Origin of the sequence: Burkholderia sp. COPS, from assembly GCF_019425585.1 — a bacterium.
Classification (GTDB): Bacteria; Pseudomonadota; Gammaproteobacteria; order Burkholderiales; family Burkholderiaceae; genus Burkholderia; species Burkholderia cepacia.
In genome coordinates this window covers 15,646-27,131 of sequence record NZ_WIXR01000077.1, presented here as the reverse complement: position 1 = coordinate 27,131, position 11,486 = coordinate 15,646, and the positions used below count along the sequence as shown (strand labels likewise).

The window sequence follows — 11,486 nt, the reverse complement described above, 5'->3', positions numbered from 1 at the left end:
CCTCCGTCCGATACTGTCCCCGCCGTACGCAGGAGTCTCCATGTCCACACCCGCCCGATATGACACCGTTGCGCGTTTTCTTCACTGGCTGATCGTCGCGCTGATCGTCGCGCAATATGCGATCGGCTGGACGATGCCCGACGTGCATCGCGATACGCAGCCCGTCGGCCTGATCGCCGCGCACCTGATCGTGGGCACCGCACTGCTCGCCGCGATGGCCTGCCGCGTGCTGTGGCGCGCGACGCATCGCCCGCCGGCGAACGACCTGTCTCCTGCAATGCGCGCGCTGTCGGGCGTCACGCATTTCGCGCTCTACGCGCTGCTGATCGCCGTGCCGCTGCTCGGCTGGATCAACGCATCGTCGCGCGCGTGGGGCGTGACGCTGCTCGGGATCGTGCCGCTGCCCGCGCTGTCGGCGGCCGGTTCCGGATTCGGCCACGCAATGGGCGACGTGCACGGCATCCTCGCCTGGGTGCTGTTCGCCGGCATTTGCCTGCACGTCGCAGCGGCGCTGGCGCACCGCTTCGTGCTGCGCGACCAGGTCCTGCAGCGCATGATGCCCTGGTGATCGCGCGATCGGCAGCGCGGCATGGCAGGGCGCGCATGAACCGGCCTGCCGCCAGGGCCGCACGCGTCGTCGCCCCGGCTCATCGCGCGACCGGCCGGCCTGACCATCGCGCGCCGCCGGCCAGATGATCGCGACGCCGAGCGAAGCGGCGCGCGATCACGGGCACGGCGGCCGGCGCCCTTCCACCGCGTCGGGCGGCACGAACGGCTGCCGGACGGCCGCGCCGCGAACACGACGGCCTGAAGTCGCACAAGACCATATCGGCACCTAGTTGCTGTTCTGCGCCGGCATACCGGCCGCCGGTGCATGCACGGCGGCAGCCGCCATCCGGGCCCGGTCCTGTTCGGCAAGCCTCGCTTGCGCCGCCTGGATGTCCGCCGGATACTCGCCGTCGTCCCCTTTCGCCGGGTCGTACCCGGCTGCTTCCAGGCGCATCAATTCGTCGCGAACCTGCGCGCGCGTCAGCGGCGCGGCCGATTGCGCGAAGGCCGACTGACCGACGATCGCCACGATAATCGTCAGTACTGCGATATATGCTTTCATCATGAACTCCTTTCATGTTCCATATCGATCAACCTGGGTGAATGCCTGCCCTGCGAACGCAGGCGGCTGCGTCAGCTGCCGAAATAGATCGTGCAGAAACTCGCCGGGCCGACGCATGCGGCGGAATGCTGGCGTGGCGCCATCGTCGCCGGCTTGCCCGCATCGGACGACGCGGCCGGCTCGCTGCCGACTGCCGCGCCGGCCTGGCGCTGCGGCATCCGTTCGACCTGCTGCCGGAACAGCGGGCTCACGTCCGGATACGACGTATCGGTCACGAAGCGCAGCCCCTGATTCTCGGCGTCGATCAGTTGCTGCCTGACCTGCGCGCGCGTCAGTGCCTGCGCCGATGCGGGCGCCGCGACACCCGCGAAAGAAATCGCCGCCACGGCGGCGGCCACCAGCCAATGCTTGTTCATGTTCCACTCCTCGAAAAGTCAACGAGACGACGTGCTACACCCGTATGACGACGGAGCGTGTGCATTTATTCCCGCATGTCGTGGCCCGGATCACGCGGCTTCTGCGGCTCCGGGGGGCGTGGAACGAACCTTCATGAATCTGTCATTCTTTCGTCAGCCGGCGTAACCTGACGTAACGCAGCGCCCGACCCGCTTCGGGCAGACTGACGTCACCCTTTTCGGATCGCGCCTCGATCGACCATGTCCGTCGCTTACGACTATGCAGCCGGCCTGCTGCGCACGCTGTATGACCGCCATATCGACGGCGGTGCGGTGCTCGATACGGCCGCGTTTCCCGATGCCGGGCGTTTCGTCCGTGCGTGGCCCGCCATCCAGGCAGAGGCATTCGCCGTGGCGCGCGACATGGCGCGCATCCCGCGCTTCCACGAGATCATGCGCGAGCAGCACGACATCTCGGCCAACGATGCACGCGACTGGCGGATGTTCATCATGCAGGCGTACGGCCAGCCGTTCCCGCGCAACCTGTCGCGCTGCCCGACCGTCGCGTCGATCGTCGCGACGTCGCCGGACGTGCTGTCCGCATCGCTGTCGTTCCTCGCGCCCGGCAAGCACATCCCACCGCATCGCGGGCCGTTTCGCGGCATCCTGCGCGGCTATCTCGTGCTGTCGATGCCGAAGCGCGCGGACGGCACGCCGGCCGCCGTGCTGAAGGTGGACGGCCACGAATACCGGCTCGACGAAGGCAGCTTCCTGCTGTGGGACGATACGTTCATGCACGAGGTGTGGAACGACAGCGAAGCGGTGCGGATCGTGCTGCTGCTCGATATCCGCCGACGCGGGATGCCGCGCCTGCTCACGTGGCTGTCGAATGCGGTGATCGGCATCGTGCGGATCGGGATCAGGATACGCGGGCGATCGATTCCGGTTTAGCGCGGGCGGCGGGCACTCTCCGGGTGACGCTTCGTTTCGACCGCCCTCTCTTGTGTCGAAAGGGCGTTCGGCCCGTCCCGGATTCAGGTGAAATCATCAGGACACCTTTCAGAAATCATCCGGCAACGCATGGATGCCGCGCTTCGCGATGCGCGGAACAGGCGGCGCGATCTGCCGGGCGTTCGCCAGTTCCCGGCACACGTATCCGGCACACCATTGCTTGCCTTGCGAGCGGGCTTCATCGGGCGTCCAGTCGTGCCCCCCACGACATCGACCATCGCGAGCGCGATACCGTCGGGATCCTCCTGCCCGTCCTGTCGCAGGAAGATCGTGTTCTGCACCGGCACGAGATCGCGCAACGGCATGGCCGGCGGCGCCCACGAGCGGATCTCCACACGCTTGCGGCCCGCGACGATATCGTCGACGGCCGGTTTGACGATCGACAGCGCGGATCGCGGCATGGCGGGAATGTCCTTCATCGGCAAGTGGAGAGCATGCGGCCGTCGCGCGGCATGGCGGCCGAATCCGGCCTGCGATGGCAGCCCGGGCGGGATTGTTGCCGATCCGCGTGATCGTGTCGACCGCGACGGATCGACACGCCGGCGCACGGCGACTACGAGACGTCGTCTTTGCGCCCCCGACGGATCGCCTAAACTAAAGACCGTCCCTTCCGCGCGGCTCCTGCCGGCTCCCGCCATGGCGCACCTCTTCTTCGCCGCCTCGATCCAGCGGCATATCGAAACCCCCGAGCGCGAAATCGACGCCCGCACGGTCGGCGAAGCATTCGACACCGTTTTCGGCGAGCAGCCGCGACTGCGCGGCTACATCCTCGACGACCAGGGCGCGCTGCGAAAGCATCTGTCCGTGTTCATCGACGGCCAGCCGATACGCGACCGGCAACGCCTGTCCGATGCGCTCGGCGACGCCAGCCGGGTCTATGTCGTACAGGCGCTGACGGGCGGATAAAGGGACGGATATATCGGGCCGGACCCGGTGCGAGAACGCCCGGACGGCCCCTCAGGAGACATCGCATATGAACGATCGACTGCTCGTCGGCACCCGCAAGGGCCTGTTCATCCTGCAGCCCGACGGCCACGGCGGCTGGACGCCCGGCGAACCGCATTTCATCGGCGAGCCCGTCAGCATGGTGCTCGCCGACCCGCGCGACGGCACGCTGTATGCGGCGCTCAACCTCGGCCATTTCGGCGTGAAACTGCATCGCCAGCGAGCCGGCGCCACCGGCTGGGAAGAATGCGCGGTCCCCGTCTACCCGCCGCAACCGGCCGACGCGGCGCCTGCCGGCGCCCGTGCGCATGCCGGCACCGGCGATGCGGACGACGAGCCGCCCGGCACGCCGCAGCCGCCGTGGACGCTTCAGCAAATCTGGTCGCTCGAAGCCGGCGGCGCCGACGAGCCGGGCGTGCTGTGGGCCGGCACGATCCCCGGCGGGCTGTTTCGCTCCGACGACCACGGCGATTCGTGGGTGCTCAACCGCGCGCTGTGGGATCGCCCCGAACGCGCCGAATGGGGCGGCGGCGGGTACGACGCGCCGGGCATCCATTCGGTGATGGTCGATCCGCGCGACAGCCGGCACGTGACGGTCGGCATCTCGTGCGGCGGCGTCTGGCAAACCGCCGACGGCGGCACGACCTGGCGTGTGACCGCGGAAGGCATGGAAGCCGACTACATGCCGCCCGAGCGACGCGGCGAACCCAACGCGCAGGACCCGCACCGCGTCGTGCAGTGCGCCGCCAACCCGGACGTGCTGTGGACGCAGCATCACTGCGCGATCTTCCGCTCGACCGACGGCGCCGAACACTGGCGGAGGATCGAGGCACAGCCGTCGAGCTTCGGTTTCGCGGTGGCCGTGCATCCGCACGAACCGGACACCGCGTGGTTCGTACCGGCCGTGAAGGACGCGTGCCGGATTCCGGTGGACGGCCGGTTCGTCGTCACGCGCACGCGCGACGGCGGGCGCAGTTTCGAGCCATTCACGAACGGGCTGCCGCCCGCACCGGCGTACGACCTCGTGTATCGGCACGGGCTCGCGGTGGACGATTCGGGCACGCGCCTCGCGATGGCGTCGACGACCGGCGGGTTGTGGACATCCGATGACGGCGGGGAAAACTGGCAGTTGGTGTCCGCGCATCTGCCGCCGGTTTATTGCGTCAGGTTCGGGTGACGGTGTGCGGGCGCACCGTTCGCACACGGCCCGCGCCGCCCCGCTTTAGCGCTCGACGCCCGCCCCCATCCGCACCACCGCCGCCCGCGTCTGCGCGATTTCCGCCTCGAGCCAGTCGAGAAACGACCTGACCTGCGGCTCGCGCTCACGCCCGGGCCGGCACAGCGCGACGAAACGCGCGCCGTCGAGCCGCACCGACGGCTCGACCGGTGTCAGTGCCCCGTGCGCGACATGCTCGGCAGCCAGCACCGAGCTGAGCAGCGCGATGCCCTGCCCGTGCAGCACGGCCTGTAACGCGTAATGCTCGTCGTCGTAATGGCGAAACACCGCACGTTCGAGCCACGCATCGCGGCCCGCCGCACGACACCACGACGCCCAGTCGACCGACACCGGCAGCGGCGTATCCCACACGGTCTCGATCAGGTCGAGCGGCTCGCCCGTTCGGTGCGCGTCGAACCCGGCGGCCGCATAGGCACCGAAATACTCGTCGATCAGCGCAATCTCGTGCAGCGCCGGAAACGTGCGCGACGTTGCGCGAATCGCAAGATCGATCCGCGCATCGCGTTCGAGATCGACGAGTGTGTTACCGGTTTCGACCTTGATGTGCAGTTGCGGATCGATGCGACGAAACCGCCCGAGACGCGGAATCAGCCACATCGCGGCGAATGCGGGCGTGGTGGTCAGCACGAGCGTACGCTCGCCGGTCACTTCCGGCCGCACCGCATCGAGCCCGCGGCTCAGCGCCAGCAACGCATCGTGACTCGCGCGAAACAGTTGCTCGCCCTCCTCCGTGAGCCGCACGCCGCTCGCGCCGCGCTCGAACAGCAGCACGCCGAGCCGGCTTTCGAGCGACTTGATCTGGTGCGACACGGCGGCCGGCGTCACGGACAGTTCGTCCGCGGCAGCCTTGAACGCGCCAAGCCGCGCCGACGCTTCGAATACACGCAATGCGGTCAGGGGAAGTTTCGAGAACACGGGGCCTCGCGGGCCGGATCGGGCCGGGTTGAATTCGATTGAATCGGGGTGAGATTAGGTGAATTGAAGCAGGCGTGCAACGCGAATAGCCTTGCGGGACGTCTCGGCAGGGTGCCGCGGCGAATGGCGTCGAACCGGAGAAACAACGTGCAAGGCCTATCGCGCAGGATCACGCAGGCGGTGCTCTACGAAGCGATCGCGATTTCCTGCATCTCGCCCGTGATCGCCGCGCTCTTCAAGCAGGGCCTCGTCTATTCGGGCGCACTGTCGGCGACGATGTCGGCGATCGCGATGCTGTGGAACATGATCTTCAACGCGCTGTTCGAGCGCTGGGAAGCATCGCGCCGGCAGCCGGCACGCACGCTCGGGCGGCGGATCCTGCACGCCACCGGATTCGAAGGCGGGCTCATCTTCATCCTGGTGCCCGTCGTGTCGTGGTGGCTCGACATCTCGTGGTTCGACGCGTTCGTCGTCGACATCGGGCTGTTTGCGTTCTTCTTCTGTTACGCGTTCGTCTTCCAGTGGGCGTTCGATCGCGTGTTCGACGTGCCCGCGGCGACGAAGGGGGAATGAAACGAGCGCCCGGCAATCAAGCAGTCGAAATCGGCATCAATCGGTGCGTTTATTCCCATTTAAAAACACACCCCGTTTCATTTTTTCGAAACTCAAACAATACCACCATCAGCATTCACAAAATCAAAACAACCCTAGGGTTTACGTTACATTGTCCCTCCGCAAATTCGAATGCTAATGTTGTCTGACCATTAACAGAAATCGATCATTCATACCCACCCCATATAATCGGCGCAATTCCATGCGCTCACTCAATCGCTAAATCCGCCCTCGAATTTTCGGGGGCGATTTGCGATGTTCGCAGTTCAATTCCTAAACAAGGAAATCATCATGAACGAAAATCAGGAAAAGCAGGATCTCCCGCTGATCGAATGGATGCAGGAAGATCAGCATGAAGACTGGGTCGAGATGATGAAGGACAGCGCAGTCATTCCATTCGCAACTGCTCTGTGGGCATAAGCAGGCAGCCCGAATGATGGCGGATCGCAACGACCCGCCATTTTTTGATCCAGAAGCTGGAAACCCCGGAGATAATCATGGAAAAAAGTGTCGAAAATTTCTTTTCGTGTGTCCGCGGACATCCAGCCATGGTGCAGAAACATTCAGCCGGCGCCAACATCCTGGTCGGCTCGGATCAAAGCCAGAAAAATACCGCGCAATCGATTATCCGGCACTGCCCGAAAAAACTCGAATATTCGTTCACCTACGTCGAGCTTGACACGGAAAATCACGAACAGGTCATAAAGGAAATCGACCGGTGTGACATGTTCATCTTCATGTACGACTCGTCCATCCGTTCCGACATCAACCCGCATGGGCCGTCATTCATCCCGCCCCTCAAGCCGAAAATGGCCGAGCACTGGAAGAAGTCGGTATTGCTGCGGGAATACGGCGAATTCTTCAAGGAGGCCTTTTCCGAGAGCATCGACGACATTGCCGCCCGCAACGAACGCATCATTGCAGCGGCACAACGCGCTCGACGCGTGCAGTTTCACGACGGCTTCGGCGGTTCGCTGCACGGAACGCTGGATCAGACATGGAAAAGCCTCGATGGCCGCAACCACTACGACCTGATGCCCGGCGAAGTGGCGACCCGCGTACTCGACCTGAGCGGAAGCGTCTTGTTCGGCGGCACCTTCCTGAGCACGGTGCCCTTTGCCATCAAGTACGGTGTCATCGACCCGATATTGAAGATCGGGATCGAGCGGAGCCAGGTGGTCAGCGTCGAATCGGCCAATCGACAGCTCGAGGACGATTTCAGGTTGTATCTCGACAAATGCGCGGGAAACAGGATCGTCGAGGAGTTCGGGATCGGGACGAACCTGAACGTCAGGCTGCATGGACGCAATGCAAGTTTCGAAGAACGCCATCCCGGGTTGCACCTTGGCCTCGGCGGCGGTGAACGCGGCAGCCATCACCTGGATCTGGTGTTTTCGTCCGGAACGATCCTGTTCGACGACACCGTCATCTTCGACGGCTCATTCCGTGTGTAGCCCCTGCGACGACACGGCCGGCATCGACGCCCCGGCGAGGTGCCGGCATCGTGATGCCCACCGCCGGCCCCCTGCTCGCGCCGGATCCCGTTGCGCCCGCCCCGCACGGTGAGCGCGCCCGCCGGAATCGCATTCATGGTCGACCTCGAACAGCAACTGCGTGCCGCGCAGACGCAATACGCGGGCGATTCACGTGATCTCGCGATCCTGCATCGGATCTGCGAACTGCTGACTGCCCTCCGGCGAGAGGAGGAAATGCTCCCCTGGGCCGACCTGGCGCTGGCGCTCGACCCGCACGACGCCGTCTCCATGACGCGCCGTGCCGATGCGCTCTACCTGCTGGGCCGCTACGTCGAAGCCGCCGAAGCCTGGAAACGCGATCCGTCGCGGCACAGCCGGCCCGAACTCCACCGCTTGCGACTGGGCATGAGCCTGATGATGGCCGGCGATCTCGCGCAGGCCATCGCGTTGCTCGACGAAGCCTTCCGGATGGCGGCATCCGGTCCTGCCGAGATGAGCGCATCGATCGGATTCGCGATGGGAGAAGCGATGCTCAAGGCGGGCGATCCGCGCGGCTTCGCCTATTGGCGAATGCGTGACGACGTTCCGCGCCTGTCCGCCAATTACCGCCCGGTCGACCTCCCGACATGGGACGGCGAATCGGATGTGCGCGGCAAGCGTGTCCTGATCACGCATGAACACGGCTTCGGCGACAACTTTCTCCTCTCGGCCTGCGTGGCCGACTGGCTGGACGAAGGCGCGCGCGTCATGCTCACCTGCCATCCGCAGAGCCACGCGCTCATGCAGGCGTCGCTGCCGCGTTGCGAGGTCGTCGCCGCCCCCAATCCGGGGCAGTTTCATGCGCCGTTGCCCGATGAACTGCAAGCACGCGTCGACAGGTTCGCGCCGGACCTGCATGCCACGCTGCTTCATTTGCCGATGCTGAAAGCCCGGCGGACACGCCGGCCGGAACGATGGTTCGCGCCCTACATCAAGACGCCGCCGCACAAGCAGCGGCTCGCTGCCGAATGGGCCGCGCAAGTGCGCGAGCAACATCCGGGCAGGAAGCTGATCGGGCTGTTCTGGGATTGCGTCCAACGACATTGGCCCGAAAAAGGCGCCATCGTCAGGTGCTGGGCCGGCCGCCGCAGCCTGCCGCTCGATGCGATCGACGCGATCGTGGCACACCCGGCCATTGCGGAAAGCATGCATTTCGTGAATCTGCATCACCCCGCTGCCGCGGCGCTGGCGGGCACGCCGGCCGGCAATGTTGGTCACTACCGCCCCGGGATTCGGGATTTCGGCGACACGGCCGCATGCATGGCCCAACTGGATGCCGTGGTCGCGGTCGATTCGGGCGTCGCCAACTTGGCGGTCATGATGGGTATGCGGACTTGCGTACCGACCCACGTCTGCGGCGACTGGCGCTGGGGCGTCGAGGGTACCGCGAGCCCCTGGATCGCGCAGGCGACCGCCGTGCGGCAAACCCGCGAAGGCGACTGGAGCGACGTGATTCGACGCATCAACGCGTGGCTCATGCATGTCGTGGCCTGATGCCTGCTCACGCCGGACAGGCATGCCGACGCCCCCCCGGCTCCCGGGATCTTTCCGGGACGGGGGGCGCCGATCCGTCAAGCCGCTTGCGGGCCGGGCGAACGCCCGGCCGCGTCGCTCAATGCACGCCGAGATACGCCTTCACCGCCGGCAGGCCCGGCTTGCCGTCGAGCGTCGTCACGCCCGCGAGCCACTTGTCGAGCGCCTGCGGGTTCGCCTTCAGCCACTCGGCGGCCGCCTTGTTCGGCTCTACCTTGTTCATGATCGGCACCATCACGTGGTTCTCGATCGTCGTCGTGAACTGCAGGTTCGACACGAACTTCGCGACGTTCGGGCAGCGCTGCGCGTAGTCGGGCGGCGTCGCCGTCAGCACCTTCGCTTCGCCGTAGTTCGGGCCGAACACGTCGTCGCCGCCGCTCAGGTAGTCGATCTTCATCTGCACGTTCATCGGATGCGGCTCCCAGCCGAGAAACACGATCCACTGCTTGTCGCGGATCGCGCGATTCACCTCGACCAGCATCCCGGCCTCGCTCGACTCGACCATCTTGAACTTGCCGAGGCCGAACTGGTTGCCGTCGATCATCTTCTTGATCAGCAGGTTGCCGTCGTTGCCCGGCTCGATCCCGTAGATCTTGCCGTTCAGCTTGTCCGCGTATTTCTGGATGTCCGCGAACGACTTCAGGCCGCCCTGATAGACGTAGTCGGGCACCGCGAGCGTGTATTTCGCGCCGGTCAGGTTGGGCGTGGAGAGCACCTTGATCGTGCCGGCCTTCGTGAACGGCTGGATGATCGGGTCCATCGTCGGCGACCAGTAGCCGAGGAACACGTCGATCTGCTTGCTCTTGATCCCCGCGAACGTGATCGGCACCGACGCGATCGTCTTCGTCGGGTTGTAGCCGAGCCCCTGCAGCATCGTCGTGGCGAGGCCCGTGGTTGCCGCGATGTCGGACCAGCCGACATCCGCGAAGCGCACGTTCTTGCACACGGGCGGATCGGCCGCATAAACGGCCGACATCGGCGCGGTTATCCCGATCCCGCACACCGCTGCGATCAATAGGCGCTTCATCTTGCTTCTCCTCAAAGTGATGTCGTTTGCTTGAATGCGGGATCGTTTATTGAAGCCGCGCGCCGCGATCCCGGCGACGTCGCGGACTGGATGATTCTCGACAGTCAGCGCCCCGGCAGCCTGCGCTCGTAGCTCGGCGCATGGCCGAACTGCGCGCGGTAGGCCTTGCTGAAATGGCACGGCGAATGAAACCCGCAGACCGTCGTCACGCGCGCGATCGACGCATCGGTCGTGCGCAGCAGGTCGCGCGCGCGTTTCAGGCGCAGCGTCAGGTAATAGTGGGTCGGCGACACGTTCAAATACACCTTGAACATCCGCTGCAGGTGCCGCTGCGACAGCCGCACGAGCCGCGCGAGTTCCTCGAGCGACAGCGGCTCCTCGATGTTCGCCTCCATCAGCCGCACGACCTCGATCAGCTCCGCGCGCGAGAAGCCGACGCGCGCATCGACCGGAATCGGCTGCGTATCGGTCGAGCTGCGGATGCGCTCCAGGATGAACTGCTCGGATACCTGCGCGGCCAGCTGCTGGCCGAACCGCATGCCGACGAGGTTCAGCATCAGGTCGAGCGGCGCGGTGCCGCCGGTGCAGGTCAGCCGGTCGCGGTCGACGACGAACAGTTCGTCGGCGAATCCGACCTGCGGAAACTCGGCATGCAGCGACGACAGGTTCTCCCAGTGCACGGTGCAGCGATAGCCGTCGAGCAGACCGCTCGACATCAGCGCATACGCGCCCGTGCAGATGCCGCCGAGCGGCAGCCCGCGTTCGGCAAGCGCCGCGAGCGTATCGCGCGCTCCTTCGTCGACCACGTCGCGGATGCGGATGCCGCCGCACACGATCATCACGTCGGGCAGCTTCGTGTAGTCGAGCGCCTGAGTCGGCCGTACCGCGATGCCGTTGCTGGCATGCACCGGGCTGCCGTCGAGCGAGTAGATCGACCACTGGTAGTGATCGGCCCGCCCGACGTAGTTCGCCATCCGAAGCACTTCGACAGCGCTCGAGAACGCGATCATCGAGAAGTTCGGCAGCGTCAGGAAGCCGAAATGGGCGAGGGACGAAACCGGTGAAACGCAGGCGGCGGGCGCGACAGCGACGGCGGACGTCACATCGGTCTCCTGGCGACAAGGTTGCAGGGGGCCACCCCCGCGGCCGAAACCGCGGAAGTCGTTTTCTATCGTCAAGGTAAGCG

Annotated in this window: 14 protein-coding genes; 8 read left to right on the top strand and 6 right to left on the bottom strand. The window is 65.5% G+C overall.

Going from position 1 to position 11,486, the window contains the following annotated elements; genetic code table 11:
• The first annotated feature begins 40 nt into the window (after nt 1-40).
• Nucleotides 41-568 (top strand): cytochrome b, encoded by a 528-nt coding sequence (locus FOZ70_RS36440; protein WP_021156345.1) that lies wholly within the window; start codon nt 41-43, stop codon nt 566-568.
• Nucleotides 569-835: 267 nt separating this feature from the next.
• Here the strand turns inward: FOZ70_RS36440 and FOZ70_RS36435 are convergent, their stop codons facing one another.
• Nucleotides 836-1,111, bottom strand: a complete 276-nt coding sequence (locus FOZ70_RS36435; protein ID WP_219707830.1) for a DUF4148 domain-containing protein — start codon at nt 1,109-1,111, stop codon at nt 836-838.
• A 71-nt stretch (nt 1,112-1,182) separates the two neighbouring features.
• On the bottom strand, nt 1,183-1,527 hold the full coding sequence (locus tag FOZ70_RS36430; protein WP_059492578.1) for a DUF4148 domain-containing protein: 345 nt from the start codon (nt 1,525-1,527) through the stop codon (nt 1,183-1,185).
• Between the two features lie 240 nt (nt 1,528-1,767).
• On the opposite strand from FOZ70_RS36430, the gene FOZ70_RS36425 reads away from it, so the two are divergent.
• A complete protein-coding gene (locus FOZ70_RS36425) occupies nt 1,768-2,457 on the top strand; it encodes an aspartyl/asparaginyl beta-hydroxylase domain-containing protein (RefSeq protein ID WP_219707829.1) in 690 nt (229 codons plus the stop codon).
• A gap of 83 nt (nt 2,458-2,540) precedes the next feature.
• On the opposite strand, the gene FOZ70_RS36420 is transcribed toward FOZ70_RS36425, so the two are convergent.
• Entirely contained in the window at nt 2,541-2,936 is a 396-nt protein-coding gene (locus FOZ70_RS36420; RefSeq protein WP_258025834.1) for an ASCH domain-containing protein, read from the bottom strand.
• Nucleotides 2,937-3,153: 217 nt separating this feature from the next.
• Between FOZ70_RS36420 and FOZ70_RS36415 the strand changes: the two genes are divergently transcribed.
• Both FOZ70_RS36415 and FOZ70_RS36410 read left to right on the top strand, forming a co-directional pair.
• On the top strand, nt 3,154-3,423 hold the full coding sequence (locus FOZ70_RS36415) for a MoaD/ThiS family protein (protein ID WP_059492576.1): 270 nt from the start codon (nt 3,154-3,156) through the stop codon (nt 3,421-3,423).
• Between the two features lie 67 nt (nt 3,424-3,490).
• The gene (locus tag FOZ70_RS36410) at nt 3,491-4,639 is read left to right on the top strand and encodes an exo-alpha-sialidase (protein ID WP_219707828.1); all 1,149 of its coding nucleotides are present in this window, start codon (nt 3,491-3,493) and stop codon (nt 4,637-4,639) included.
• Nucleotides 4,640-4,684: 45 nt separating this feature from the next.
• Here the strand turns inward: FOZ70_RS36410 and FOZ70_RS36405 are convergent, their stop codons facing one another.
• On the bottom strand, nt 4,685-5,614 hold the full coding sequence (locus tag FOZ70_RS36405) for a LysR substrate-binding domain-containing protein (protein WP_219707827.1): 930 nt from the start codon (nt 5,612-5,614) through the stop codon (nt 4,685-4,687).
• Between the two features lie 147 nt (nt 5,615-5,761).
• On the opposite strand from FOZ70_RS36405, the gene FOZ70_RS36400 reads away from it, so the two are divergent.
• The 4 genes from FOZ70_RS36400 to FOZ70_RS36390 all read left to right on the top strand — a co-directional run bounded on the left by FOZ70_RS36400 (nt 5,762) and on the right by FOZ70_RS36390 (nt 9,234).
• The gene (locus FOZ70_RS36400) at nt 5,762-6,187 is read left to right on the top strand and encodes a PACE efflux transporter (RefSeq protein WP_042978249.1); all 426 of its coding nucleotides are present in this window, start codon (nt 5,762-5,764) and stop codon (nt 6,185-6,187) included.
• A 330-nt stretch (nt 6,188-6,517) separates the two neighbouring features.
• The gene (locus FOZ70_RS38375) at nt 6,518-6,646 is read left to right on the top strand and encodes a hypothetical protein (RefSeq protein WP_021163990.1); all 129 of its coding nucleotides are present in this window, start codon (nt 6,518-6,520) and stop codon (nt 6,644-6,646) included.
• A 128-nt stretch (nt 6,647-6,774) separates the two neighbouring features.
• Entirely contained in the window at nt 6,775-7,680 is a 906-nt protein-coding gene (locus tag FOZ70_RS36395; protein ID WP_219707826.1) for a leucyl aminopeptidase, read from the top strand.
• A gap of 135 nt (nt 7,681-7,815) precedes the next feature.
• Nucleotides 7,816-9,234 (top strand): tetratricopeptide repeat protein, encoded by a 1,419-nt coding sequence (locus tag FOZ70_RS36390; RefSeq protein WP_219707825.1) that lies wholly within the window; start codon nt 7,816-7,818, stop codon nt 9,232-9,234.
• A gap of 118 nt (nt 9,235-9,352) precedes the next feature.
• On the opposite strand, the gene FOZ70_RS36385 is transcribed toward FOZ70_RS36390, so the two are convergent.
• Both FOZ70_RS36385 and FOZ70_RS36380 read right to left on the bottom strand, forming a co-directional pair.
• Entirely contained in the window at nt 9,353-10,300 is a 948-nt protein-coding gene (locus tag FOZ70_RS36385; protein ID WP_021163993.1) for a choline ABC transporter substrate-binding protein, read from the bottom strand.
• A gap of 104 nt (nt 10,301-10,404) precedes the next feature.
• Nucleotides 10,405-11,403 carry a GlxA family transcriptional regulator gene (locus tag FOZ70_RS36380; protein WP_042978246.1) on the bottom strand — a complete coding sequence of 333 codons (999 nt, stop codon included), beginning with the start codon at nt 11,401-11,403 and terminating at the stop codon, nt 10,405-10,407.
• Nucleotides 11,404-11,486 lie beyond the last annotated feature (83 nt).

What these genes read in the sequence shown, in the direction of transcription:
- FOZ70_RS36435 (WP_219707830.1), bottom strand. Translation starts at nt 1,111, where the DNA reads ATGAAAGCATATATCGCAGTACTGACGATTATCGTGGCGATCGTCGGT.
- FOZ70_RS36395 (WP_219707826.1), top strand. Translation starts at nt 6,775, where the DNA reads ATGGTGCAGAAACATTCAGCCGGCGCCAACATCCTGGTCGGCTCGGAT.
- FOZ70_RS36390 (WP_219707825.1), top strand. Translation starts at nt 7,816, where the DNA reads ATGGTCGACCTCGAACAGCAACTGCGTGCCGCGCAGACGCAATACGCG.
- FOZ70_RS36420 (WP_258025834.1), bottom strand. Translation starts at nt 2,936, where the DNA reads ATGAAGGACATTCCCGCCATGCCGCGATCCGCGCTGTCGATCGTCAAA.
- FOZ70_RS36415 (WP_059492576.1), top strand. Translation starts at nt 3,154, where the DNA reads ATGGCGCACCTCTTCTTCGCCGCCTCGATCCAGCGGCATATCGAAACC.
- FOZ70_RS36410 (WP_219707828.1), top strand. Translation starts at nt 3,491, where the DNA reads ATGAACGATCGACTGCTCGTCGGCACCCGCAAGGGCCTGTTCATCCTG.
- FOZ70_RS36425 (WP_219707829.1), top strand. Translation starts at nt 1,768, where the DNA reads ATGTCCGTCGCTTACGACTATGCAGCCGGCCTGCTGCGCACGCTGTAT.
- FOZ70_RS36440 (WP_021156345.1), top strand. Translation starts at nt 41, where the DNA reads ATGTCCACACCCGCCCGATATGACACCGTTGCGCGTTTTCTTCACTGG.
- FOZ70_RS36385 (WP_021163993.1), bottom strand. Translation starts at nt 10,300, where the DNA reads ATGAAGCGCCTATTGATCGCAGCGGTGTGCGGGATCGGGATAACCGCG.
- FOZ70_RS36430 (WP_059492578.1), bottom strand. Translation starts at nt 1,527, where the DNA reads ATGAACAAGCATTGGCTGGTGGCCGCCGCCGTGGCGGCGATTTCTTTC.
- FOZ70_RS38375 (WP_021163990.1), top strand. Translation starts at nt 6,518, where the DNA reads ATGAACGAAAATCAGGAAAAGCAGGATCTCCCGCTGATCGAATGGATG.